This window comes from Eionea flava (genome assembly GCF_055393785.1).
In genome coordinates this window covers 1750929-1775869 of sequence record NZ_AP036018.1, presented here as the reverse complement: position 1 = coordinate 1775869, position 24941 = coordinate 1750929, and the positions used below count along the sequence as shown (strand labels likewise).

Sequence of the window (24941 nt, the reverse complement as noted above, 5' to 3'; positions counted from 1 at the left end):
CTTTAAGTTACCTAAAAGCCTGGGCTCTGTAACATAAACGGGGGATAGGCATTTATCTCACTCGGTTAATAATACCATCCCAGCCACAATGAGCTAGAACTCTTAATCGATAATTTTCAAAATTCCTAAAGCCATAATCTCGTCTTGATATCATCTCCATCTTGTTGTGAAACCCTTCCGTAATGCCATTACTTTTACTAAAACGCCACATAGCGACAATAGACTCCATCCATGAGGTGAGTGTGTTGGCGAGCGTCCGTAGCGGACTATTTTTCAGTTGCTCCAACAACTCAAAATAGCCGGGTAATTTTTCACGTGTACGGCGGGCTGTGAGTGTTTTGAGCAGTATAAATCTCATCAGTTTTTGCTTTGCTTCATATAGCGTTTTTAACACCGGAAATTCACTTAAATAATCCATCAGATTCGCTTGCTGTTCGGGGGTTAATCGCCATTGGTGACGACGCATCAAACTGATGAGCCCTCGGTTTTTTCTTCCCTCTGCATCATGCCCTTTCCACACCTTCAAAAAATGATGGTTAATCAGTCGAACCACATGAAAGCGGTCTGCCACAATAATCGCATTAGGAAAGTAACGCTGAGCAATACGACGATAAGTCTCAGACATATCCATCACCACCACTTGTACCTTGTCGCGTTCGTTTAAGCCCTTTAAATACTGACGTAAGCTGGCTTCTGAGCGCCCCAGCTTGACGTCAAATACCTTGTGATTCCTCAAGTCCACAAACGTAGTGGCATAGCCTTTCTTACGCGTAAAGAAGTGTTCATCGATACCCAATACACGAGGGCAAGGACGGTGACTCATTTCAGATCGCTTGAGGGCAATGTGGTGGTGATACCAGCGCTCAACCGTGGCAGGGCTTATCTGGTGTGTCCGTGATAATTTACGTTGAGTGACCCCACCATCATGTGCCTCAAAGACTTCCAATCGATACGCTTCAGACGCGCGATAACGAGGACGTATGCCCGTGAAACGGTGACGAAAATAGCGATGGCAATGCGCACAGTAATACTTGGGCACTTGGAGATGAATAGTCATCACCTGATTGCCTTGTCGAGTGTGTTTAATGGTGCGCTGGTGAGTCGCCTTAATGGTTAATCCATGACGATGACAATACAAGCATTGAGGTCGATGAGTGGGCTTAGCCCAGACTTCAAATGCAGGTTTACGGTAAACACGTTCTATTTTAAGACCGGGAAGGCCTATAATGGTTTCTGCGTGGGACATCGGTTGCCTCTATTAAATTGATCGTCAGAAAATCAAGTTTAATAAATACCGGTGTCCCCCGTTTATGATGTAGAGCCAAAGCCTGCCTTGTGCCACTACTGTCCCACAGTTTGAAATCATAAGACCAACCTCATTTGAGGTTGGTCTTTTTGTTTAGGAGGAGGACTTGGATCAAGTATCTCTCTCAAGGCTTTTCGTTCAAATAAATTGAGTTGGATCACCCGAAGAATGCGCTGCACTGTCCACCCTTTCTTTGCTGAATGCCGAGCAAAAGCGAGTAGTAAATAGGTAATCATTGCTATCCAAATTTGTGTCAATATGGCGTTTTTTGATAAGCCTAAAAACGCTTTGATTTGTAAGTTTTGCTTAATCGCTTTGAAGAATAATTCGACTTGCCAGCGGTCTTTGTAAATGGCAGCAATCGTACTCGCCGCCAGTATTAAATTGTTGGTTAAAAACGTATAGAACTTACCGCTATTTTTGTCTCGGTAGCCTATCCGTCGTAGCGTAGGCGCACCGCGTTTGATGGCGTGAGCACTGCTCAGCTGAATAACTTGATCACTTGAAACGCCTTTCTTTTTGTTGACTTCTCTGCGCTCTAACACGCGGTAAACGGCTTTAGATCGTAGGCGCGTTACGAACGATACACCTTGCTGTGTAAGACTTCCAAACCATTGGTAGTCCACATACCCCTTATCAAAAGCAACAATGCTTCCTTTTGGAAAGGTGAATTCTCTACCTTTAACCATATCATTTTCGTTGCCATCACTCAGTGCGACAAACTCAGGCATCAGTGTTCCATGGTTCAAGCCCACGCTGAGTTTTACATTAGCGGTATCATCTCGATGAGCTGCCCAAGGAAACAGTTTTAGTGAGAGATCAATCGCACTTGCATCCAGTGAATACAATGGATTTTTGAAACGGAATTTGTGCTGGCCGGATTGGTTTTTACAGCGATTCAGTAGTTTATAAAAAAGTGCTTCGTAGAGTTCTGCAGGTTGATTGGCATTTAATCGAGATAGCGTTGATTTTGAAACGGGTTTTGCACCCAAGTGATACAGCTTATCCTGTTGAGATTCTAAATTAGATTGAATATCTCGTAGGCTTTGGCGGCCAGATAGCTGCGACATCGCCATACCAATAAACTGATCCCAGCGAGTGGCCGACCTTAATTTTTGCCCTACATGATGCTTTTTAGCAAGCCCTTCAAATTCATGTCTAGATAATGGTTTTAGTAACTGATGAAATGCGGTGTTATGATGTGACAAAGCCTGAACCCCTTTGTTAGTAATGTTTTCTTCGCAGAATCATTATAACAAGTGAGGTTCAGGCTTTCTTATCTAGATCAAACTGTGGGACAGTAGTGGCCTTGTGCGGGCTTTTTTTATGTCTATGTATTGCTGTTTTTTCCCAATTATTGATGTAATAGCAATACGTGTGAGTCATTAGGGCTAGCGTTCAAATGCTATATTCCTATCAGACTTAAGGGTGTAGACTCTACATGACCCGTTGTTAATTAATGGGAAATGATACCCTTTAGTCTTTCGAAATATAATAAGAGTTAGTCTGTGCTGCCAGCCATCCTATTTATTGTTCTCTTTCTTTATATCGCGCTATTATTTTTAATTGCGAAATGGGGGGATCAGCAATATTTTCATAAGGTGCGTTGGATCAGGCACCCCATTGTTTACGCACTAGCCTTAGGTGTTTACTGCACATCGTGGACGTTCTATGGTTTGGTGGGCACTGCATCGGAAAAAGGGTGGAATTTTTTTCCTATTCTCTTAGGGCCTATTCTTTTATTCACCTTAGGCTATCCACTACTAGAGCGTATTTATAGAGTTTGTCGGCAGGAACATATTCATAGCGTGGCAGACTTTATAGCGTCACGTTACGGTAAGCGTCAAAGCGTCGCCGCAACAGTCAGTATTGTTGTCCTCATTGCTACAATCCCTTATATCGCATTACAACTAAAAGCGGTATCTGACACGTTATTGCTCACCTTAGGCGATAACTTTTTGGCGACTCAGGATCTAACATTTGTTATCGCTCTTTGCATGATGGCCTTTACTTTATCATTCGGTGTGAAACGTCTTGATGTATCGGGTTATCACTCAGGTTTAATGACCGCTATCGCCTTTGAATCACTGGTTAAATTAGTGGTGTTGATTTTTGTATCGGCTTTGTGCTTTTTTTGGCTTGCAGGCACGCCATGGAAGGACATGATGGTGACATCGTTGACGTCATCATCCGTTTTATTTTCAGGTCAATTTTATCAGCCGATCGCATGGCCGCGTTTTATTACCGAAACATTGCTCGCGATGTGTGCCATCTTCTGTTTACCACGAATGTTTCATGTGACCTTTGTTGAATGCTTGTCACGTACGCATATGCGTTCTTCTCGTTGGGTATTTATTGCCTATTTATTGTTGATTAGTGTTTGTATAGCCATTATTGCTACAACAGGCAATGTGCTGTTAGGTAATGATACTGACGTGAGTGCAGATACTTATGTTATCGCTCTGCCTATGTCACAAGGTTTTCCGTGGGTGGCTATGTTGGCATTTTTAGGTGGCTTTTCAGCGGCGACAGCAATGATTATTGTATCGACTATGACGTTGAGCCATATGTTAAGTAACGATGTCGTTTTGCCCATTTTTTTACGTGGTAAATCACAAAATAAAGTGGCGCAGGAATTTTCTCAGCGTTTAATTTTTTCTCGTCGTAGTACCGTAATATTCGTTATTTTTGCCGCTTATTTGTATCAAGCATTATTGGCGGAAAATGCGGCTTTAACCAGTATTGGCTTAGTTGCATTTGCGTTGGTTGTGCAATTGGCGCCCGCTATTTTATTTGGGCTGTATTGGAAAAAAGGTAATGTTGTAGGGTTATATGCGGGTTTATTGATTGGTCTATTTTTATGGGTTTACACTTTAATCATTCCTTTGTTGGCAAGTGCGGGTTTGATCAGTAGCCAGATTTTAGATCAGGGTTTTTTGGGTGTTTGGTGGCTGCGTCCAGAGTTATTATTTGGCTTATCATTTAGCGATAGCTTTACGCGAGCGGTGGTAATGAGTTTATCAGCTAATATTCTGTTTTATATCGTGGGCTCTCTTTTTTCACTTGAGAAGTTAATTGATAAAGTGCAGGCAATTGCATTTACGCAATTGACCAAGGGGCAACATAGCCATTATCAAGATATTAATACCGATGATTTACGTGTATTACTGAGAGAATTTGTTGATAAGCCTGTAGTAGACAATATGTTTACCCATTACGCTAAGCAGCGTTATTCATCGACCAATGATTTAGAATTATCTCGTCCATTGAATGATAACGTCGCCAATGATAAAGCGAATCAATATATTGTTGAGCAATCACAAAAAATACTGGCTGGTATTGTCGGCGTCGCATCTGCTCAGTCTATGATAGAGGGTGTTTGCCGCGGTAAAAAAATGGCGGTAGAAGATGTCGTTAGTCTCTTTGGTGAAACAACAAAAGAATTACGCTTTAAACAAGAAGCGCTATCCACTTCCTTTGAGTATGTATCCTCAGGTATTAGTGTTGTTGATGCAGATATGCGGCTTATTGCATGGAATAGTCGTTATGAGGAAATTTTTAGTTACCCTGAAACCATGCTTTTTGTTGGCATTCCTGTTGTCGAGGTGATGCGTTTTAACATCTCCAGACATTTGTTTGATGAAGATGATAACGACGTTAAACAGCGGCTCACATATATGGTGGAGGGTAAAGAGTATCGAGCAGAATGCCAGCATCATAGTGATATTGTTATAGAAATTAAAGGTCGCCCATTGCCTAATGGTGGTTATGTGACGACCTATGATGATATCACCTCACTTATTAGGATCCAGCAGGGTTTAGAAGAAATGAACGTCACACTCGAGGAGCGAGTGCAAGACAGAACACAAATGATTGAAGAAATTAACGGCAATTTATTGAAAGAAATTTTGCGCAGAGGTGAGACTGAAATCGCGTTGCGCGAGGCCAAAAAGTCGGCAGAGGCGGCGAACGCATTAAAAACTAAATTTCTTGCGCTAGCGAGTCATGACATTATGCAGCCACTGAATGCGGCCAGTTTATATGCTAGTGCGCTTTCTAGTCGTTATGAAAATCAGCAAGGGATGACGAAAGATCAAGGTATTATTGAAAAGCTACAATCCTCTATCCGCAATACGGAATCTATTATCTCGACATTATTAGAAATATCTAAAGTTGATCATGGAGAAATTAAACCGCAAATAACGGCTGTTGATCTCAATAAAATGCTATTGGCTATTGTGAATGAGGCCAGTTTGCAGTGTACTTCAAAACAGCTTATACGTTATTGTCCTACCTCTGTATCGGTGACAACCGATCAGCACTATTTATACCGTGTGATACAAAATCTAGTGTCGAATGCCATTAAATATACACCTTCGGGAAAGGTGCTTATTGGATGTCGTCGTGTGGCGGGTGATGATCGAACAACGTCCTATGTTGATATTTGTGTACTGGATACTGGTTTGGGTATTTCTGAAGAGGATCAGCAATTGATTTTCTCCGATTTTTATCGAGTGCCGTCTGTTAAGCAATACGGTGCTGATCAAGAACATATTCCCGGGATAGGTTTAGGTTTATCCGTTGTTAGTCGCTTTAGTGAGTTGCTTAAGCACCCGGTACGTTGCCAATCGGTTATGGCTAAGGGGAGTTGTTTCTCGGTGCGTGTTCCTGTGTTGTCTCAAACCGAAATAACGTCTAATCATCACAGTGAGGTAGCGCTGGGTCAGGAAGCGCTTGCAGGTATGGTTGTGGCGTATGTCGATGACCAGCCCGAAAATCTGATAGCGACTGAAGTGCTTTTAAATCGCTGGCATTGCGAAATGGTGCCTTTATCGTCGGTAGCTGAGACTAGAAATTATTGTAAAGCTATTGGTAATGGTGAGAAGGCTGTACCCGATATAGTATTGATGGATTATCAATTGGGTGAGCGAACAATCGACGGAATTACGCTAGCTAAGGAAATGCAAAATCTGGTTTGCGGTAGGCATGAATCGCTATTGCCTATATGTATTGTTTCTGCTTCGTCTGAAATCGGTTTGCCTGAGAGGGTGTCTCATAGCGAATTTGAGTTTCTACGTAAACCCGTCAAGCCCGGCCGTTTACGTGCGCTATTAGCGCATATTTATGAGCGCCGAGTCGTGTAACTATTAGGTGTAGTGGTGGGCTTTTGTGACGTTATCGCGAATTCTATAATGGCAGCGTCGCCGAGTGCTTATTGTTTAGGTAATGCAATTTTTGATAACTCAATGACAGCCTGCGTTCGATTGCTTACACCTAGTTTACGAAATATAGCCGTAATATGCGCTTTTACCGTTGCCTCGGTAATACCCATCTCAAAACCTATTTGTTTGTTGAGCCAGCCTTCTTTGATATAACAAAGCACACGGTACTGCTGAGGTGTTAGCGTTGACATCTTTACTGCTAGAGATTTCTCTTCCGTGCTAATAGGGACTATTTGATGCTTCACCAATGGCGGTAGCCACTGCTCTCCCTCAGAGACGGCCTTTATCGCCTCATGCAGTGTTTCAGCCGATAGTGACTTAGTGATGTATCCACTGGCGCCGTGACCCATTGCTCGGTTGATCGTTTCTTTATCTTCACTGGCTGATACCACCACGACAGGTACGCTAGGGTGTTTTTCTCGAATAGTGATTAAGCCATAAAGGTCTTCGCTACCGGGCATGTGTAAATCCAATAGGAGCAGATCAATGTCGGCATTACCGTGAAGAGCTTGAAGGGTAGAATCGACATCTGATGATTCGCTGATTTTCACGTCAGAAAAATGCTGATGGACAACCGTTAATAAAGCACTACGAAATAATGGATGATCGTCTGCGATATGTATGTGGTACATGGTAAGCGGATACCCTGAATAATAGTTATTTCGATAGCAAGTATACCGTTAAGCAGCGGGTGCAAAGCAATAGATTTACTTAATGTGAATACGTTTGTTCGCTTCTCGTTCTATTGTGGGGCAACAATCATCTAATAAATGTATTATTGCGCCAAATAACCGTCTTTTTTGCGGCTTTTTTTGAGTTTGGTTGACAAGCCATGGGATAGGTATACAATGCTCACTGCTTGAAAGTACGTCTTATATTTATGCACAAAATCTCGATGGTAGACTTCTACACACTGGTTCTGTTTTTCCATAAGTAATAGCAACACTTCTAGCCCAACAGTTTTACGTAATACTGCGTAAAATTTACATTACTCTTGAAAAGATAGGATACACATTATGTCTACTACTACTGGTACAGTTAAGTGGTTTAACGAATCAAAAGGCTTCGGTTTCATCGAGCAAGAATCAGGTCCAGACGTTTTCGCACACTTCAGTGCTATTCAAGGTTCAGGTTTCAAAACCTTAACTGAAGGCCAAAAAGTTGAGTTCACAGTAACTCAAGGCCAAAAAGGTCCTCAAGCTGAGAACATTACTCCTGTTTAATTTTTATTAAACAGTGGTTAACGAAAAGGGCAAAACTTCGGTTTTGCCCTTTTTTGTTGTCGTGCGATAAGTTCTGTAAGTCGTACAATATATATCTTACGCTAAGTGAATATTCATTCCTTTTTTATATTTCTCCCTCATTGATAGAGCCTTTAGCTAATGAGTACCGATTTTCAGTCACTCCCTTTACACGATTCCCTGCTAACAAATCTTGATTCACTTAATTATAAGGTGATGACTGAGATACAAGCGCAAAGCCTGCCTGCTATGCTGAATGGCCAAGATGTCATTGCGCAAGCAAAAACGGGATCAGGAAAAACAGCCGCTTTTGGTCTTGCATTGTTGCATAAACTCAAGGTAAAGCAGTTTCGTGTGCAGTCTTTGGTACTGTGTCCGACTCGTGAGTTGGCGGATCAGGTGGCTAAAGAAATTCGACGGTTAGCGCGAAGTATTCATAATATTAAGGTGTTAACCCTTTGTGGAGGTATGCCTTTTGGCCCACAAATTGGTTCATTAGAACATGGCGCTCACATTGTCGTGGGCACGCCGGGGCGTATCGAGGAGCATTGTCGTAAAGGTACATTGCGTTTGGAGCATGTGACAACGTTTGTACTGGATGAAGCGGATCGTATGTTGGATATGGGGTTTCAGCCTTCTTTAGATGCGATTGTTGATTATCTTCCTCGTCAACAACGTCAAACGCTGCTATTTAGTGCGACATTCCCTGATCATATTGAGAGCATATCGCAACGTATTATGTCTTCCCCTATAAGGGTGAGTGTGGCGGCAACACATGATAATGTCAGTATTGAACAAAAGTTTTTTGAATTGGATGAGCGTTTATCGAGAGTGTCGGCATTGCAATTGTTGTTGCTTGAATATCGCCCGAGTGCGGCAGTGGTGTTTTGTAATACCAAACGGGAAACACAAGACATTGCAGATGAGCTTTCTCGTATGGGCTTTTCGGCACTGGCTCTACACGGAGATATGGAGCAAAAAATGCGAGACCAGACCTTGGTACGTTTCGCAAATAAAAGTGCCTCTATTTTGGTCGCTACCGATGTTGCTGCGCGTGGTTTAGATATTGATGAGCTTGATGCAGTATTTAATTACCAGTTATCAAGAGAGACCGATGTACATATTCACCGCATTGGCCGCACAGGGCGTGCGGGGGCTAAAGGTATTGCGTTCACGCTTTATAGCCCTAAAGAGCGTTACAAAATAGAGGCTCTGGAAAAACATTTATCAAAGACGATTGTTGCATCATCATTACCTGCGTCGACAGTACTGGATACGCCAACATATAAACCGCCAATGGCAACCTTACAAATTGACGGCGGTAAGCGTCAAAAAGTGCGACCCGGAGACATTTTAGGTGCGTTAACCAGTAACGATGGTTTGTCAGGCAGTGATGTGGGTAAAATTCATATCTTTGATCACTGTGCTTATGTGGCAGTGCGTCGCAGCGAATTAAAAACGGCACTCTACAAAATTGAGCAAGGAAAATTAAAAGGACGTTCTTTCCGAGTGCGTCATATACGGGGCTAATAAAGAGCTAAAACAAGCTCAGAACAGCGGGTGTGCTATCTCATTCAGTTTATCTAGTTCATGAGCATGTCGGTGGTGATAGGCAAAAACGCCGACGCGGAGTCGATCAAACTTTTTGCTGTGAGTGCTGGCACGCCGTACACATCGACAGGGATGTGGTAATCCCTTTTTACTTTTTCGAGTAGTAAATCAAAGTCTCCGTCGCCAGAGAGTAAGATTATTTTGTCGACGGATTTTTCCGCCGCTATAGCCATAATATCAATGGTGATACCGACATCCCAATCGCCTTTAGCCGATCCATCTTGACGTTGAATGTAGGGTTTACATTTTACGGTAAACCCTATGCTTTTTAACGCCTGCTGAAATCGCAGTTGTTGCTCATCACCTCGATGAATGGCGTAGGCATACGCCGATACGATAGTGGATTGCTGACTAATGTTTTGCCAAAATTGTCGGTAGTTAAACGAGCGCTGGTATGTATCGCGTGTGGTGTAATAAATATTTTGCACATCGACAAATACTGCGACTTTATTCATTATGAACGACGGCTTGGCTTTTTCGCCGTTGGCCCATTATGGGTTGATGCTGTGTTATTGCGACGGCTTTTAGTATTAGCTCCTTTGTTAGTCCCTTTCGCTTGGGATGATCGATTGCCTCGGGTATTTTGTCCGCGCTTATTTCTATGGTCGGCATTATTACTATCTGTAGGGCGACTTTTTTTAGGCTTTTTGGGACGTGCAGGGGGGCGTAATCGCGACTCAGGTACATCATGTATAGGCTCAAATCCATCCACTAATTCGCGCGGTAGTAGCTTTTGTATTAGGCGTTCAATATCGCTCAGTTGCTGTATTTCGTCGGCACTCACCAGAGAAATAGCTTGACCTGTTGCACCGGCACGACCTGTGCGGCCAATACGGTGAACATAGTCTTCGGGCACGTTGGGTAAATCGACATTGACAACCTGAGGAAGCTGTTCAATATCTAAGCCGCGAGCGGCAATATCAGTCGCGACTAATACACGCACTTTTCCTGACTTGAACTCGGCTAAGGCGCGGGTACGTGCGCCTTGGCTTTTGTTACCGTGAATCGCCGCTGCCTTTACATTATTTTTATCCAAAAATGTCGCTAGCTTATTCGCTCCGTGTTTGGTGCGGCTAAAGACGAGTACCTGTTCCCACTGATTGTGATTGATAAGCTCAAGCAGCAGGGCGGGCTTTTGTTTTTTATCGACGGGGTGTATCCATTGTTTAACGGTTTTGGCTGTGCTGTTTTTGGGGGTGACGGATATTTCTATCGGATCATTGACGATCGTTTTAGCTAGCTCGCGAATATCGTCAGAAAATGTGGCAGAAAACATTAAATTTTGGCGTTTACTGGGAAGCGCTTTGAGTATTCGTCGAATGTCATGAATAAACCCCATGTCTAGCATGCGGTCGGCTTCATCTAGTATGAGCACATCGAGCTCGTCAAATTTGACGGCGTTTTGTTGATATAAATCGAGAAGTCGCCCGGGTGTGGCGATGAGTACATCAACACCTCCACGCAGCTTCATCATTTGAGGGTTAATTTTTACACCACCGAAGACCACGGTTGATTTGAGCGATAAATATTTGCCATAGGTAGCAACACTTTCGGCGACTTGAGCGGCAAGTTCACGCGTTGGCGTGAGCACCAACGCTCTAACATGATTAGGCGAAGCCTTTTTGCCCGTCGATAAACGCTCAAGCAAAGGTAGGGTAAACCCGGCGGTTTTACCTGTGCCTGTTTGGGCAGCGGCCATCACGTCGCGGCCTTTGATGACGGCGGGAATTGCTTGTGCTTGAATCGGTGAAGGAGTGTTATACCCCTTGTCAGTCACGGCTTGTAATATGGGATCTGAAAGCCCCAAATCGGAAAAATGCATAATGTCTCTTTTTAGTCAGTAAGTGCCAGTTAGTGGTGTTTTGTAGTGCAATTGGAGTAAGTTGATAGGTTATAGCGAAACACTTAACTAAACCATTGTGGTGGTAAATGTAAGGGATTCCATCAATATTGTCGTGATCGCATATTCGTACGATGAACTTGTTTAAATGGCTGGCGATCTATGGGCAGCGCAGCTTAGCGTATCCTTGTGTCGAGTACTAGCGATCTTTGCTGTGTTTTTGTTTCGGTTGTCTTTGTTCGTGTGAGAGAAAATAATACGATATACTCGTGGTGCATTATAAAATTTCGAACAAAAAAGCAGGTTATTTCTTCAGCAACACGCTGTAAATATATCCTATAAGCTTCGTGGCAGCTTCCCTGCTGCCAAGAGTTGCTGAAGAAATAACCTGCTCTTCTGTTCTATGAATGCAATGTAGCTCAGAATGCACCACAGGTACGATATACTTTATCCCGTTTTTCAATGACAGGTATTAATTAATAATACGGTATTTCAAAATATAAAGAGAAATGATTATGTCCCGCCACCCACGCATATTACTATTGATGATAACGTTGTTGTTCGTGCCACTTGCTAGCCATGCTGACAGTCTAGCACTGACGATCGCCTCTTCTAAAGGAGAGGAAAAGGGTGTTGTTATCATTAAGTTAAATACTAAAGTTGCTCCCAATCATGCGCAAAGAATTAAACAGCTAACCGAAGAGGGTTTATACAACGGCGTGGCTTTTCATCGAGTGATTACGGGTTTTATGGCTCAGACCGGAGATGTCGAATTTGGTGGGCGCGAACGATTTAATGAAAGCCTAGTGGGTTCTGGCAGCTCTGAATACGATGATCTTAAAGCAGAGTTCTCTGATATTTCTTTCAAGGAAGGTGTCGTGGGTATGGCGCGTAGTCGCTATATTCATTCTGCCAATAGTCAATTTTTTATTATGACGGATGCTCAAACAGGATTAGATGGACAGTATACCGTGATTGGTAAAGTCGTGGCGGGCATGAAAGTTGTTAACAGTATTAAAAAAGGGGCGAGTGCGGATAATGGTAAAGTGACCAACCCTGATTATATAAAAGAAGCGGTAATATTGCCTTAATTGGCTTATTTAGGGGTTCCTAGTATTTAATGTCATCCACCAAAAAGAATAACGTTGACTTGCCAGATTGCTGGCTTGAGCATTTGCAAAATGAGTTTAATCAGCCTTATATGCAATCGCTTAAGCAGTTTTTACAGCAAGAAAAAGCGGCGGGTAAAGCCATTTTTCCTCGGGGGGCGCATATTTTTAACGCCTTTAAATACACTTTATTTAACAATGTGAAAGTGGTTATTTTGGGGCAAGACCCTTACCACGGTAGTGGTCAAGCGCATGGTTTGTCCTTTTCGGTACCTAAGGGGGTGCGCATTCCGCCTTCTCTGATAAATATTTTTAAAGAACTGCATCGTGATTTTGGTGGTGAAGCTCCAACGCATGGTTGTTTGCAGTCTTGGGCTGAGCAGGGAGTGCTGCTATTGAATGCAACTTTGACGGTTGAGCAAGCCAATGCTGGTTCACATCAAGGCAAGGGTTGGGAGATATTTACGGATAAGGTTATCGCGCTTTTAAATGAGCAGCAGCAAGGTATCGTGTTTTTATTGTGGGGTAGCTACGCACACAAAAAAGGTAAGCTGATTAATACAGAAAAACATTGTGTGCTGAAGTCAGTTCATCCATCGCCATTATCCGCCTATCGAGGGTTTATTGGTTGCGGGCATTTTTCCGCAGCTAATCACTATTTAACTCAAAAAGGTGACGTTCCTATTGATTGGCTATCACTTTAAGAGATACCTTTAAACAAGGAAAAAGTGGCCGATTGAGTACATTTTTCTCGTAACCTCTCTGTGGGATAAGAGCCTCATGAGAGTGAAATGGCTTTCGTAAAATCTCTAATAATTATTCAGCGTGTCTGCTCGATCATCCATTAGTTTTTGGATGTTGTTAGCGTCTTCTATCAATTTGGATACCTTATCAGGTGAAACCGTCATCGGTAGTACCGACGATGGCTGAGCACTAGCCGGTATATCATCGCTCACTATTTCTTTTTCGGGGGCGGTGTAAGTTACACTTAAATCTTTATTAAGATCACCGCTGACCTGAATGGCTTCTGCTGTTTGGTTGGATGGCGGTGTATCTGAAAATTGCCAATTGCCATTATTATCTTTCCAGCGGTAGATTTTTGAGTCATTAGCAGGCTCGACAGATTGCTGAATATCGCTATTTTCTGTTTCCGCCAGAATAGTGCTTGCTTCATTATAAATGTTGTCAAATTCATCAAGCAGTGTTTGAGCTAAGGTACTTATTTCTGATGTGTCAGGTAAAAATTCATCGATAGATAAAACCGGTCTGCCATCGGGCTTTTTTAAAATAAATAACCCTGCACATCCAAGAATGAGTAGTGCGCACATAACTTTAATTCGCAGGCTCATGTTGAGCTCCTTTTGTTCTATATTTTTGTTGAACCTTTGATCAGGCCACGATTTATTTTTCGATAATTACTCTTTCAATAATAACTCTATTGCAAGTGTCTGGTTTTCATCTAAGTATAGATCGCCTTGTTCAATATAGTCACTTGTGACGAGCGCTAGAAAAATATACTGTTGTTCACTAATACAACTATCAATAATGGTTCCAACGGCTTGTGTCTTTTCTGAACTAAATACGGACTTGCCGTTTATAGAAGGTTCATTTTGATTTGCGGGAGCCGTAAACAAGTACACATGCTTTTTTAATTTGCCTAAATAATGCATCCGAGCAACAACCTCTTGCCCCGTGTAGCAACCTTTTTTAAAACTGACTGCATGAGGGATATTCGGGTAATTTAAATCGTGGGGTGTAAATTCGCCACTGGTACTTTGATCAACATGCGCAAGGCCTGATTGAATCATAACGGTATGCCAATAGTTATTGTCTAGTGGATACGACGTTGTTGTGTTTTCAGTCAAGCTAATGGCTTGTTGTTCGGTCAGCCATAATTCATAGCTCGCTTCTGCAACACAAACGATAGTGCCTAGCGTAGTGTGTATCGCTGTGTGTGGCTCAGAGGGAAGTAAATCCTTTTCGCCTGAATTCTTGGTCGTTGTATTGCTTAATAATGATCTTAATGATTGTGTGGCCTCTTCTCCTTGAACGCCTAAGATCCGATAGGGCGGTGATGCAAGAGATAGTTCAACTTTTGAAAAAACACTGTATTTTTGCAATGCTGCTAGCGCGACATCACCCATATCAGAGGGGGTTGATAGTGCAATAACTGGCTCGCTTACCTCGTTGTTTTCTATGTTGGGTAACTGTAATGCTCTGAAACTGAAAAGTACTCGTCCTTTGTGAGTGCAATGAGCACCGATAGGGGCAAGTACTGGTGAGCTATTATCGTCACTGAGCGCATCAATATCGCAGGTGACTTGGCCCTGTAAAAATTTCTTTGCATCGATTCCTTTGATGAGAAGTATGGCATGTTGAATAGGGTAGAACGTCATAGCGCTGGTATCGTATAGTCAATTATTGAAGTCTTTGTTAAAAGGTCGTGTTTTGTCGTTGTTGGCATTTATATTAGTTATACATGCCAACACAATACCTTATAATCACGTATAAACAGTCAAAATACTAGTGGGTTATTATGCATAAAAATCGTTTGTTTTGGAGTAGCCGTCGTGGCATGTTAGAGTTAGATTTGGTGCTGATGCCTTTTATTGAGAATGTTTACTCAACACTGTCTGATGAAGATCAACAGCGCTACCATCAATTATTAGAAGAGCAGGATCAAGACTTATTTGGATGGTTTATGCGAAGGGAAGACCCCTCCGACCCCGATTTACTAAGGATAGTGAAGATAATACGTGAAAACACCGGTATGCAACCCAACGAGTAGTATTCACTTCGGCCGTGCGTGTGTATCGCCTAGCGCGAGGTTGGTACGCTTATCTCCTTCGCTACGATTGTTTGGCATTGCTTTGCTGTTACATATCACGGCATTGTTTTGTTTGGTGTTGTCTTCAATTCCAGTCGTAGTGGTCGCCATGGGCCTCTTATTATTGTGCATTTCCTTGTTCAATCTTTTTTATCGATATATTTCTATGCCATTGTTGAGTTTGCACCATATTCATGGTGATTGGTTATTGATGCCAGAGGCTCAGCAGCGAGCAAAATATTACGGTAACAATGTATGGAGTCAGGAGGGCGCTTTTAGCCTGGTAGGTTGGTCATATTGTTCTCGGTTTCTACTCATATTATCTGTGCAAAGTGCGGAAGGCCGCTTGCGCTATCTTCCTGTAGCCTTTGATAGCTGCCGGTCGGACGAGTTTCGTTGGTTAAAGGTGGTTATCAAATACATGGTTTCGCCACCCAATCATTCCGACCGTTTGCTTTAGTGTTGGTCGACAATAATATTCTGTCCAGCAAAGTTAGTAGGGACTAAAATAGTATCGCGAGTGATTTTACCTAACTCAGGATAATCTAAAGAGTAATGTAGTCCTCGGCTTTCTTTACGCTCTAGTGCTGAACGAATAATGAGTTGCGCTACTGTGACCAGATTGCGCAACTCGACTAAATCGTTGCCCACTTTGTAATTGCTATAGTACTCAGCAATCTCTTTTTGGAGCAGTTTAGCTCGATGCTGGGCGCGCTCTAGCCGCTTATGGGTGCGTACAATGCCGACATAATCCCACATAAATCGCCGCAATTCGTCCCAATTGTGCGCAATAACCACGTCTTCGTCGGAGTCTGTCACCTTAGATTCATCCCATTCTGGTGGTGTCGTTGTTGCTTCAATAGTGCTCAATTGCTTTCGGATATGTTCTGCCGCTGAGCGCGCATAGACAATACATTCGAGTAAGGAGTTGCTGGCCATGCGGTTTGCGCCATGCAGGCCAGTAAATGATGTTTCACCAATGGCGTAGAGATTTTCTAAGTCTGTTGCACCATGCTGATTTACCATAATACCGCCGCAGGTATAGTGTGCAGCAGGAACAATGGGGATCGGTTCTTTAGTAATGTCGATGCCATACTGTAAGCATTGTTTTTGTACCGTAGGGAAATGGCTGCTGATAAAAGATTCCGGTTTGTGGCTAATATCGAGATATAAGTGATCGCAGCCTAGACGTTTGATTTCATGGTCGATGGCGCGTGCAACAATATCTCGTGGCGCCAATTCTTCACGTTGATCAAAGCGATGCATAAAGCGTTCGCCATTGGGTAATTTGAGGTGAGCGCCTTCGCCGCGTAATGCCTCAGTGATTAATAAGGTTTTTGCCTTGGGGTGGTATAAGCAGGTGGGATGGAATTGGTTAAATTCCATATTGGCTACACGGCAACCCGCTCGCCAAGCCATAGCAATGCCATCGCCACTCGCACCGTCAGGGTTGCTGGTGTATAAATAGACTTTACTGGCGCCGCCTGTCGCTAGGATAACGACCTTCGCATCAAATGTGCACACAGTATCAGCCACTCGGTTATAGATGTAGGCACCGCTACAACGTAGGCGTGGCTTATGTGCATCAGCCTGTTGAATTAAATCAATAGCAATGTGTTGTTCAAAAATATCGATGTTCTTACTGGCTTCAATACGCTCAATTAAAGTGCTGTGTACGGCTTTGCCTGTGGCATCGGCGCTATGAATGATTCTACGATGACTATGGCCGCCTTCCTTCGTTAGGTGGTAATGTTGATTATTATCATTACGTGTGAAGTTAACCCCTTGTTCTATCAGCCAATTGATCGCATCAACGCTATTTTCAACAGTAAAACGCACGGCGCTTTCATGGCATAGCCCTGCTCCTGCATCTAAGGTATCTTTTACGTGTGCATCAGTCGAATCTAAGTCGTCTAAAACAGCAGCTATTCCACCTTGCGCATACCATGTGGATCCATCATTAAGGCGATCTTTACTAATAACGGCTACACGGCCTACTGCAGCGAGATTAAGTGCTAATGTGAGCCCTGCTGCACCGCTGCCAATAATAAGTACATCATGGCTAAAATGGTTTTTCATCAAATAAGCTACTCGTTATTGTTCGTTTGATTCTTTAGTATACCATTGCGGAACTTATTGTTATGGCGTGAGTCCTACAGCTCAGAAAAATAAATACTACACATTGAATGTCGATTAAATAGTCGATTAAAAGAATTTAGTTAAGATTAGGGGAACGTTTTGGGGGAATCATCAGTAGAAGAGCCATCGGCAAGAGATGCTGATCAGCTTTTAGTGGAACGTGTGCAGCAAGGTGATAAGCGTGCGTTTGATCTACTGGTACTAAAGTACCAGCACAAAATCATATCGGTTGTGCATCGCTATATGCGTGATCCAGCCGATGTACACGATGTTGTACAAGAAGCCTTTATTAAGGCTTATCGAGCGTTACCTAATTTTAGGGGAGAAAGCGCCTTTTACACGTGGATGTATCGTATCGCTATTAATACGGCAAAAAATGATTTGATTTCAAAAGGGCGTAGACCGCCATCCTCGGATGTAGATGTAGATGATGCGGAATATTATGCCGGTAATGATAATTTACATGACGTGGATACACCGGAAAATAATTTGTTTAGAGATGAGCTACAGCAAGCCGTGCATTCAGTTATTCAGGGGTTGCCTGATGATTTGCGAACAGCCGTTACATTGCGTGAAATGGAAGGGCTTAGCTATGAAGAGATTTCGGAAATTATGGAATGCCCTGTAGGTACGGTGCGTTCTCGTATATTTCGCGCGCGAGAAGCGATCGATAAAGTGATTAAGCCAATGACCGATGATTTTTAAGTATTTGATAAACAAAGAAATTAATTATTTCGAAAAATTTTTACTAAAAACTGAACTTTGCTAATAACAAAACGTCATATATTGCAGCTTTGTTAGTAATTAAAGCACACAACATGCTATTTAAAGGTAGATCAATGAGCCAAACAAATCATAAAGCGTCCTCCCATACCGATGTTTCTGAAACATTACAGGAATCCCTGTCTGGTCTGATGGATGGTGAAATCAGTGAGCTGGAGCTACGTCGTTTATTAAAAGCGAATGACGGCGACTTTCAAGTGTTGAGGAAAAAATGGTCTCGTTATCACTCGGCTAGTGCGGTTAACCGTTCTGATGATGCTGTAGGTTTCTCTACTATTGACCTTTCGCTGGCTATTAGCTCTGCTATTGATGAAGAGCCAACTTATGGAGAGAAGTCGGCTAGCGCGGCTAAAAAATCAGGTGTTCGCCAGATGTGGTCTGGAGTTGGGCGCTTTGCCGTTGCAGCATCTGTCGCTGGAGCAGTCGTTCTAGGCGTTCAGTTTTCGCCTTCGGGCTTAGATAATCAAATTGTTGATAGTGATCCGGTGACATTGCCATCTGCCAGCTCACCTTCGAGTTTTGGGCAAGGTATCCCTTCCGATACTGTAGTGAGCACGGTTAGCAATGAAGCAACTTCATCATTGGTTAATGAGCAACGTGCTCCAATTACTTTAAATGAGGATACTAAAGAGCAGTTGAAGCAAGCGGAAGAGCAGGTTAATCGCTTAATGCTAGAGCATGCACAGAATGCATCGCAAAATACACAGCAGGGTGTATTGCCGTATGCTCGCGTGCCTGAAAACTCAGCAGAATAAACAATAAACCCTCCGATTCTTTAAATGATAGTAATTAGTTATCACATTTAAGGAGTCTTTTGTGGTGCTTACCTAGTGACCTTTCATCGATACAATATTGTTTCATCCTCATTTAATCTCTTCATTTTTCCCTAAAGCCAGCGCGTACGAAATGATTTTGTATTACACTGATCATTTTTATACTAATGAATTAAATCGTTAATGTTGTCATCGCTTCCCTTGTTATTTACTCGACGTAGCATAATGCACTATGTGTTGCTATTGCTAACACTGTTGTTGTCTCATTCTGTTCAGGCTCAGGGCGTTATAGACTCAAAAAAGACCGCTAATGGCCATGTTACGCCTTCCTCGCAATCGTATAAAGAATTAACGATAGAAAACCTGCTGAATGATGTGGTTAATGCTAATCGGCACTTTAGCTACAAAGGGCTACTTACTTATGAAGCTAATGGCTCTTTAAACACTTTAAGCTTAGATCAGCGTATTGATGCATCGGGTGAGTTTACTAGGGTCTATCAAACGCTTGCTTTTCTTAATGGTGAAAGTCGACGTGTTTTGAGAGAACAAGAGCTTAATTATTGCGTTGGTGGGAATACACGGTGGGGTTTATGGCCTAGTGTGTTTAATCAGGAAGCGCTAAAACGTTCCTATGATGTTCGATTTGAGGGGCAGTCTCGTGTAGCAGGGCGCCAAGCTCTTAGTATTTACTTTGCGCCGAAAAATGATGATCGCTATGCACACCGATTCGATATTGATCAAAAAACAGGGTTAATATTACGCTCGGCAGTTGTTGAAAGTGCCAATATTGTTGAGAGAATGCAGTTTGTTTCTTTGAGCCTGAATCAACCATCGGTTCCGTCGGATTCGACGGATGGTGAAAATTACGCTATTTCTTGGCGAGTGCCAGAAGTTGAGCCTTGTCATACGGAACAATTTCAGAGTTCCTGGGTTGTCGAGTGGCTGCCCGAAGGCTTTTCTTCGGCAGGTAACCGAATTACAGCTCAGGGTGAACAGGTATTAATGTTTACTGATGGGTTGGTTTCTGTTTCGGTATTTATTACCTCTCGACAGCATCAAGATCTGCCAAAAGTGACAGCGCGGCGTGGTGCAACGATTGCGGTGTTGTCACCCTTGTCTTTCAATAAAGACAAACTCGTTGCTGTCGTTGGCGAAATCCCTACGGCGACCGCTCGGCGTATGGCTGTTTCTGTGCAGGAAAAATAAGTCCCGCTTGTTCACTATCATTTAACTTGGTGTCTCCAAGACAATATATCTTTTCGCTCGTAAAATATTGAATGCTTCTTCTAAATCGTCGGATACTAATAGGATCATAATGCTTACTGAAACGGGTACGGTGACCTCCGTCAATAACGATAGTGTGTGGGTTGAAACCATACAGCAGTCTACTTGTGGTAGTTGCCGTGCACGCAAAGGTTGTGGTCAGCGGTTACTATCGAGTACCGGCATCGGTTCAGCCAGTGTTAAGGCGCTTATTGATAAAAATGATACCACTAAATATTCGGTTGGCGATGTTGTGAATATTGCTATCCCAGAGCACATCATCGTGGTGAGTTCGTTGCTGGTGTATTGTTTGCCACTTTTATTATTGGTTGTTTTCTCTGGGGTTGCCCATACATATTTTATGGCTGATAGTATTTTAATTGTTGCAGGTGTTCTGGGCTTATTAAGTGGAGCTTATATTATTCGCTTACATGGGCTTCGATATAAAAATGATCCCCGTTACCAGCCGACAGTTGTTGCTCCGGAATCTCTCGTGAGTGGTGTGGTTATTTATTCTGCTAAAAAATAAGGAGTTATCTTTTATGTCTACCTTGCTTAGTTCTTTTTTAACCGGTGTGTTGGTGATGTTATTGCTGAGTGCTAAGGCGCATAGTGCCCCGTTACCTGACTTTACAGGTTTAATTCAGGAGCATTCGTCGGCAGTTGTAAAGATAGAAACGGTGACGCGCGCACAATCGACAGCGCAGCCCAATCTCCAACTACCGGATAATATTCCTGAAATTTTTCGGCATTTATTTGAGCACCCCCAATTTCAGCAGCGTAACCCTAATCGTCAGCGACAAAGTAGCTCTATGGGCTCGGGTTTTTTTATTTCTGAGGACGGTTATATATTGACTAATAACCATGTTGTCGAGGGGGCTACTGATATTACGGTCCGCTTGATTGATCGAAGAGAGTTTACAGCAGAGATTATCGGTGTTGATCCTCAGACTGACCTCGCATTGTTAAAAATTGACTCAGAGGATCTCCCCTATGTCGAGTTAGCTAATTCGGATAATTTGCTGGTCGGTGAGTGGGTGTTGGCGATAGGCTCGCCTTTCGGTTTAGATTACTCTGTGAGTGCAGGTATTGTGAGTGCTATTGGCCGAAGCATTCCTTCTAGTCAGCAACAAAACTATGTGCCGTTCATTCAAACAGATGTTGCGATTAATCCCGGTAATTCAGGTGGCCCATTATTTAATTTAGAAGGGCAGGTTGTGGGTATTAATTCACAAATCTATACCAACTCCGGTGGATCAATTGGCCTATCGTTTGCGATACCGGCGAACTTGGCAAAAAACGTTGTGGCTCAATTAAAGGATAACGGTAGCGTTGATCGCGGCTGGTTGGGGGTCGTGATTCAAGATGTGAGTAAAGATTTGGCCCTGTCGTTTGGGCTTGATAAGCCTCAAGGTGCATTAATTGCTGAACTTGATGCCAATGGCCCTGGTCAGGCCAGCGGCTTACGTGTAAGCGATATTATCGTGTCCTTTAACGGTAAGTCGGTTCAGCGCTCCTCGGATTTACCTCATATTGTTGGTCCTATTAAGCCGGGCACAACAGTATCGGCAGAAGTTATGCGTAAAGGCAAACTCGTTGAATTAGACGTTACTGTTGGTTCAAGAAGTAAACCTGCCACAGCCCAAGACCGTGATTCTCAAGCTCAGCAGTCCCGTATTGGTGCTGCGGTACAAGGCCTGACTGATACAGAGCGTGAAGCTGTCGGTAGTGAAGGGGTCGTTATTGTTAGCATTCAGCCATCTAGCCCAGCAGAAAAAGCGGGTTTACGTCAAGGCGATGTCATTGTGCAGTTGGGTTTTGAAGATGTGACGTCGGTCAATATATTTACCTCTGTAGAGAAAGCGTTGCCTAGTAATAAGCCTTTACCTGTTCGCGTGATACGTCAGGGTACTTCTTTGTTTAGAAGTTTAGTGATTGAAAAGTAAGTTAATTGTTCGGCACAGGCGCTTTTTGGCGCCTATCGTTCTTGAGTCATTGTTTACCTTATCATTTCCCTATCCACTCCTTTAATCTTGCCTATATCGTATTATCGACCGATAGGGTAAAATCCGCGCCCTGTATTTAGAAACGAGGCTTTAGTCTCGAAACATTTAATGATCTATATTGATTTCACATAACGGTGTATTTGTAGTGACCGACCTTAGTCATATCCGAAATTTCTCTATTATTGCCCACATTGACCATGGAAAATCGACCTTAGCTGATCGTTTTATTCAAGAGTGTGGCGGGTTATCCGAAAGGGAGATGGCAGCTCAAGTTCTTGACTCTATGGATATTGAGCGTGAGCGTGGTATTACGATCAAAGCGCAAAGCGTGACACTCGATTACACAGCAAAAGATGGCAAAACCTACCAGTTAAACTTTATTGATACCCCAGGGCACGTCGATTTTTCCTACGAAGTATCGCGTTCACTCGCGGCTTGTGAAGGTGCGCTACTTGTCGTAGATGCAGCACAAGGCGTAGAGGCTCAGTCGGTGGCGAATTGTTATACCGCTATTGAGCAAGGGCTGGAGGTGATTCCTATTCTCAACAAAATGGATTTGCCGCAGGCAGATCCAGATAAAGTAGCGCAAGAAATTGAAGAAATTATTGGTATTGAAGCCACTGAAGCCGTGCGTTGTAGTGCTAAGTCTGGTTTGGGTATACATGATGTATTGGAAGAGCTTGTTGATAAAGTCCCAGCGCCGGTAGGCGATGTTGATGCGCCATTACAGGCGCTGATTATTGATTCGTGGTTTGATAATTATTTAGGTGTAGTGTCTCTTGTACGAGTGACTCAAGGTACATTAAAAGTCAAAGATAAAATTGTTACTAAGTCTATTGGTAAGGCACACGTTGTCGATAGTGTCGGTATATTTACCCCCAAGCGTATAGAGACCAAAGTATTAAAAGCCGGTGAAGTGGGCTTTGTTGTGGCGGGTATCAAAGATATTCATGGTGCCCCAGTGGGCGATACACTGACGCATTCGGTTAATAATGATGATGTTGACGCATTGGCCGGGTTTAAAAAAGTAAAACCTCAGGTTTATGCGGGCATGTTCCCGGTATCTTCGGATGACTATGAGTCATTTCGTGAAGCATTGGCGAAACTGACGTTGAATGATGCGTCTTTGTTTTTTGAACCCGAGAGTTCTGATGCGCTAGGTTTTGGCTTCCGTTGTGGCTTTTTGGGTATGCTGCATATGGAAATTATCCAAGAGCGCTTAGAGAGAGAATATAATCTTGATCTTATTACTACGGCACCTACCGTAGTGTTTGAAGTGCTTAAGAATGATGGCGAAGTCATTAGTGTGGCTAACCCATCAAAACTTCCTGACCCTACTTATATCGATGAAATGCGAGAGCCTATTGTTGAGGCGAATATTCTTGTACCCAGCGATCATTTAGGCGCTGTTATTACTCTATGCATTGAAAAACGTGGTGTTCAGAAAGATATGCAATATATTGGTAATCAAGTGGCGGTACGCTATGAATTGCCCATGAATGAAGTTGTCATGGACTTTTTTGATCGCTTAAAGTCGGTTAGCCGTGGCTTTGCATCACTTGATTATAATTTTGTACGTTTTCAGCAAGCGGCGCTAACGCGTTTGGATGTGTTGATTAATGGTGAGAAAGTTGATGCGTTAGCATTAATTATTCATCGTGAAGATGCGCAAGCAAAGGGGCGCAATCTTACAGAAAAAATGAAAGAGCTTATTCCACGACAGATGTTTGATGTTGCTGTGCAAGCGGTGTTAGGTGGTCAGGTGATTGCGCGTACTACGGTAAAAGCATTGAGGAAAAATGTAACCGCAAAGTGTTATGGCGGTGATATTTCGCGTAAGAAAAAATTGCTGCAAAAACAAAAAGCAGGTAAGAAACGCATGAAACAAGTGGGTAATGTTGAAATCCCGCAGCAAGCATTCTTAGCTGTGCTTAAAATGGATAGTTAGTTGCTTTTTACATAGCCTTTGATAACAAACAGGTCGATTATGGATTTTAATTTCCCCCTTATTTTAGCTTTGTTGGTATTTACCAGTGGCCTTATTTGGTTGCTAGATATTATTATTCTTGCTCCGCGTCGCAAAGCGGATAGTAAGGGTAATATAGCGGCTGAGCCCTTGTATGTTGAATACTCCAAATCTTTCTTTCCTGTACTCTTCGTGGTATTTATTTTGCGCTCTTTTATTGTTGAGCCTTTTCAAATTCCATCTCCTTCGATGGTGCCTACTTTAAAAGTTGGCGATTTTATCCTCGTTAATAAATTTACTTATGGTATTCGATTACCGGTTATTCGTACAAAGGTTGCCGATATTAACCAGCCTCAGCGCGGTGATGTGATGGTTTTCTTTCCGCCTCATGAGTCACGCTATTTTATTAAACGAGTTATTGGAATTCCCGGCGATACTATTCGTTATTTTAATAACCAGGTGTTTGTGAATGGTGAGTTGTTACAGCACGATTTTGTCGCTTCAGAAGCTAAATTGTCGAATGCGGGTCCATACGACCGCTGCTCTAGAGTGAATGCTCGTTATCAATTGTTTGATGAAACTATTGATGATACAACACACCAAATACGCAAATGTACGACAGCGGTTGCCTTTTCTGGAGATAAAACGTGGGAAGTCCCTGCAAAACATTACTTTATGATGGGGGATAATCGTGATAATAGCGATGATAGCCGCCGTTGGGGTTTTGTTCCGGAAGAAAATATTGTTGGAGAGGCATTTGCGATATGGATGCATTGGAAAGGTTTATTCGACTTCCCAAGCTTCTCAAGAGTGGGTGCTATAGAGTAGAATGACGAAATAATTTCATCAATTCTG

At 42.8% G+C, this 24941-nt stretch carries 22 protein-coding genes; 14 read left to right on the top strand and 8 right to left on the bottom strand.

The annotated features are described in order from the left end of the window. Positions 1–52 precede the first annotated feature (52 nt). Together ACZ5O6_RS07755 and ACZ5O6_RS07750 are read right to left on the bottom strand one after the other, a co-directional pair. A complete protein-coding gene (locus ACZ5O6_RS07755; RefSeq protein ID WP_464283494.1) occupies positions 53–1246 on the bottom strand; it encodes an ISL3 family transposase in 1194 nt (397 codons plus the stop codon). 116 nt (positions 1247–1362) lie between these two features. After that, the gene (locus ACZ5O6_RS07750) at positions 1363–2514 is read right to left on the bottom strand and encodes an IS4 family transposase (RefSeq protein ID WP_447093036.1); all 1152 of its coding nucleotides are present in this window, start codon (positions 2512–2514) and stop codon (positions 1363–1365) included. Between the two features lie 300 nt (positions 2515–2814). Between ACZ5O6_RS07750 and ACZ5O6_RS07745 the strand changes: the two genes are divergently transcribed. Next, positions 2815–6450: a PAS domain-containing hybrid sensor histidine kinase/response regulator gene (locus ACZ5O6_RS07745; RefSeq protein WP_447092292.1), complete on the top strand. Its 3636-nt coding sequence runs from the start codon at positions 2815–2817 to the stop codon at positions 6448–6450. A 68-nt stretch (positions 6451–6518) separates the two neighbouring features. Here ACZ5O6_RS07745 and ACZ5O6_RS07740 read toward each other — a convergent pair whose 3' ends face one another. After that, the gene (locus tag ACZ5O6_RS07740) at positions 6519–7160 is read right to left on the bottom strand and encodes a response regulator (protein WP_447092293.1); all 642 of its coding nucleotides are present in this window, start codon (positions 7158–7160) and stop codon (positions 6519–6521) included. Positions 7161–7544: 384 nt separating this feature from the next. Between ACZ5O6_RS07740 and ACZ5O6_RS07735 the strand changes: the two genes are divergently transcribed. Beyond that, positions 7545–7751 carry a cold-shock protein gene (locus ACZ5O6_RS07735; protein ID WP_447092294.1) on the top strand — a complete coding sequence of 69 codons (207 nt, stop codon included), beginning with the start codon at positions 7545–7547 and terminating at the stop codon, positions 7749–7751. 159 nt (positions 7752–7910) lie between these two features. Beyond that, positions 7911–9299 carry an ATP-dependent RNA helicase DbpA gene (gene dbpA, locus ACZ5O6_RS07730; RefSeq protein ID WP_447092295.1) on the top strand — a complete coding sequence of 463 codons (1389 nt, stop codon included), beginning with the start codon at positions 7911–7913 and terminating at the stop codon, positions 9297–9299. A 53-nt stretch (positions 9300–9352) separates the two neighbouring features. Here dbpA and ACZ5O6_RS07725 read toward each other — a convergent pair whose 3' ends face one another. After that, complete coding sequence (locus ACZ5O6_RS07725; RefSeq protein ID WP_447092296.1) at positions 9353–9835, bottom strand: NYN domain-containing protein; 483 nt, start codon at positions 9833–9835, stop codon at positions 9353–9355. Further along, positions 9835–11202, bottom strand: a complete 1368-nt coding sequence (locus ACZ5O6_RS07720) for a DEAD/DEAH box helicase (protein ID WP_447092297.1) — start codon at positions 11200–11202, stop codon at positions 9835–9837. The genes ACZ5O6_RS07725 and ACZ5O6_RS07720 overlap by 1 nt, the downstream gene beginning before the upstream one ends. 533 nt (positions 11203–11735) lie before the next feature. Between ACZ5O6_RS07720 and ACZ5O6_RS07715 the strand changes: the two genes are divergently transcribed. Together ACZ5O6_RS07715 and ung are read left to right on the top strand one after the other, a co-directional pair. Further along, complete coding sequence (locus tag ACZ5O6_RS07715) at positions 11736–12311, top strand: peptidylprolyl isomerase (RefSeq protein WP_447092298.1); 576 nt, start codon at positions 11736–11738, stop codon at positions 12309–12311. Between the two features lie 29 nt (positions 12312–12340). Beyond that, the gene (gene ung, locus ACZ5O6_RS07710) at positions 12341–13033 is read left to right on the top strand and encodes a uracil-DNA glycosylase (RefSeq protein WP_447092299.1); all 693 of its coding nucleotides are present in this window, start codon (positions 12341–12343) and stop codon (positions 13031–13033) included. 105 nt (positions 13034–13138) lie between these two features. Here ung and ACZ5O6_RS07705 read toward each other — a convergent pair whose 3' ends face one another. Continuing rightward, on the bottom strand, positions 13139–13678 hold the full coding sequence (locus ACZ5O6_RS07705) for a DUF4124 domain-containing protein (protein ID WP_447092300.1): 540 nt from the start codon (positions 13676–13678) through the stop codon (positions 13139–13141). A gap of 66 nt (positions 13679–13744) precedes the next feature. Further along, positions 13745–14725 (bottom strand): CAF17-like 4Fe-4S cluster assembly/insertion protein YgfZ, encoded by a 981-nt coding sequence (gene ygfZ, locus ACZ5O6_RS07700; RefSeq protein WP_447092301.1) that lies wholly within the window; start codon positions 14723–14725, stop codon positions 13745–13747. A gap of 140 nt (positions 14726–14865) precedes the next feature. Between ygfZ and ACZ5O6_RS07695 the strand changes: the two genes are divergently transcribed. Both ACZ5O6_RS07695 and ACZ5O6_RS07690 read left to right on the top strand, forming a co-directional pair. After that, a complete protein-coding gene (locus ACZ5O6_RS07695) occupies positions 14866–15117 on the top strand; it encodes an FAD assembly factor SdhE (RefSeq protein ID WP_447092302.1) in 252 nt (83 codons plus the stop codon). Continuing rightward, positions 15086–15616 (top strand): protein YgfX, encoded by a 531-nt coding sequence (locus tag ACZ5O6_RS07690; RefSeq protein ID WP_447092303.1) that lies wholly within the window; start codon positions 15086–15088, stop codon positions 15614–15616. The genes ACZ5O6_RS07695 and ACZ5O6_RS07690 overlap by 32 nt, the downstream gene beginning before the upstream one ends. Here ACZ5O6_RS07690 and nadB read toward each other — a convergent pair. Beyond that, positions 15613–17235: an L-aspartate oxidase gene (gene nadB / locus ACZ5O6_RS07685; RefSeq protein ID WP_447092304.1), complete on the bottom strand. Its 1623-nt coding sequence runs from the start codon at positions 17233–17235 to the stop codon at positions 15613–15615. The two genes, ACZ5O6_RS07690 and nadB, sit on opposite strands and share 4 nt — an antisense overlap. A gap of 159 nt (positions 17236–17394) precedes the next feature. Here nadB and rpoE point away from each other — a divergent pair, with 159 nt between their 5' ends. The 7 genes from rpoE (at position 17395) to lepB (ending at position 24914) form a co-directional block, all read left to right on the top strand. Continuing rightward, a complete protein-coding gene (rpoE, locus tag ACZ5O6_RS07680) occupies positions 17395–18000 on the top strand; it encodes an RNA polymerase sigma factor RpoE (protein WP_447092305.1) in 606 nt (201 codons plus the stop codon). A gap of 134 nt (positions 18001–18134) precedes the next feature. After that, on the top strand, positions 18135–18833 hold the full coding sequence (locus ACZ5O6_RS07675) for a sigma-E factor negative regulatory protein (protein WP_447092306.1): 699 nt from the start codon (positions 18135–18137) through the stop codon (positions 18831–18833). A 243-nt stretch (positions 18834–19076) separates the two neighbouring features. Next, entirely contained in the window at positions 19077–20057 is a 981-nt protein-coding gene (locus ACZ5O6_RS07670; protein WP_447092307.1) for a MucB/RseB C-terminal domain-containing protein, read from the top strand. A 109-nt stretch (positions 20058–20166) separates the two neighbouring features. Further along, on the top strand, positions 20167–20643 hold the full coding sequence (locus tag ACZ5O6_RS07665; RefSeq protein ID WP_447092308.1) for a SoxR reducing system RseC family protein: 477 nt from the start codon (positions 20167–20169) through the stop codon (positions 20641–20643). A gap of 13 nt (positions 20644–20656) precedes the next feature. Next, complete coding sequence (locus ACZ5O6_RS07660; RefSeq protein WP_447092309.1) at positions 20657–22060, top strand: Do family serine endopeptidase; 1404 nt, start codon at positions 20657–20659, stop codon at positions 22058–22060. Between the two features lie 205 nt (positions 22061–22265). Then, entirely contained in the window at positions 22266–24068 is a 1803-nt protein-coding gene (gene lepA / locus ACZ5O6_RS07655) for a translation elongation factor 4 (protein ID WP_447092366.1), read from the top strand. 39 nt (positions 24069–24107) lie between these two features. Then, the gene (gene lepB, locus ACZ5O6_RS07650; RefSeq protein ID WP_447092310.1) at positions 24108–24914 is read left to right on the top strand and encodes a signal peptidase I; all 807 of its coding nucleotides are present in this window, start codon (positions 24108–24110) and stop codon (positions 24912–24914) included. Positions 24915–24941 lie beyond the last annotated feature (27 nt).

What these genes read in the sequence shown, in the direction of transcription:
- ACZ5O6_RS07755 (WP_464283494.1), bottom strand. Translation starts at nt 1,246, where the DNA reads ATGTCCCACGCAGAAACCATTATAGGCCTTCCCGGTCTTAAAATAGAA.
- ACZ5O6_RS07740 (WP_447092293.1), bottom strand. Translation starts at nt 7,160, where the DNA reads ATGTACCACATACATATCGCAGACGATCATCCATTATTTCGTAGTGCT.
- ACZ5O6_RS07735 (WP_447092294.1), top strand. Translation starts at nt 7,545, where the DNA reads ATGTCTACTACTACTGGTACAGTTAAGTGGTTTAACGAATCAAAAGGC.
- dbpA (WP_447092295.1), top strand. Translation starts at nt 7,911, where the DNA reads ATGAGTACCGATTTTCAGTCACTCCCTTTACACGATTCCCTGCTAACA.
- ACZ5O6_RS07725 (WP_447092296.1), bottom strand. Translation starts at nt 9,835, where the DNA reads ATGAATAAAGTCGCAGTATTTGTCGATGTGCAAAATATTTATTACACC.
- ACZ5O6_RS07720 (WP_447092297.1), bottom strand. Translation starts at nt 11,202, where the DNA reads ATGCATTTTTCCGATTTGGGGCTTTCAGATCCCATATTACAAGCCGTG.
- ACZ5O6_RS07715 (WP_447092298.1), top strand. Translation starts at nt 11,736, where the DNA reads ATGTCCCGCCACCCACGCATATTACTATTGATGATAACGTTGTTGTTC.
- ung (WP_447092299.1), top strand. Translation starts at nt 12,341, where the DNA reads ATGTCATCCACCAAAAAGAATAACGTTGACTTGCCAGATTGCTGGCTT.
- ACZ5O6_RS07705 (WP_447092300.1), bottom strand. Translation starts at nt 13,678, where the DNA reads ATGAGCCTGCGAATTAAAGTTATGTGCGCACTACTCATTCTTGGATGT.
- ygfZ (WP_447092301.1), bottom strand. Translation starts at nt 14,725, where the DNA reads ATGACGTTCTACCCTATTCAACATGCCATACTTCTCATCAAAGGAATC.
- ACZ5O6_RS07695 (WP_447092302.1), top strand. Translation starts at nt 14,866, where the DNA reads ATGCATAAAAATCGTTTGTTTTGGAGTAGCCGTCGTGGCATGTTAGAG.
- nadB (WP_447092304.1), bottom strand. Translation starts at nt 17,235, where the DNA reads ATGAAAAACCATTTTAGCCATGATGTACTTATTATTGGCAGCGGTGCA.
- ACZ5O6_RS07675 (WP_447092306.1), top strand. Translation starts at nt 18,135, where the DNA reads ATGAGCCAAACAAATCATAAAGCGTCCTCCCATACCGATGTTTCTGAA.
- ACZ5O6_RS07670 (WP_447092307.1), top strand. Translation starts at nt 19,077, where the DNA reads ATGCACTATGTGTTGCTATTGCTAACACTGTTGTTGTCTCATTCTGTT.
- ACZ5O6_RS07665 (WP_447092308.1), top strand. Translation starts at nt 20,167, where the DNA reads ATGCTTACTGAAACGGGTACGGTGACCTCCGTCAATAACGATAGTGTG.
- ACZ5O6_RS07660 (WP_447092309.1), top strand. Translation starts at nt 20,657, where the DNA reads ATGTCTACCTTGCTTAGTTCTTTTTTAACCGGTGTGTTGGTGATGTTA.
- lepB (WP_447092310.1), top strand. Translation starts at nt 24,108, where the DNA reads ATGGATTTTAATTTCCCCCTTATTTTAGCTTTGTTGGTATTTACCAGT.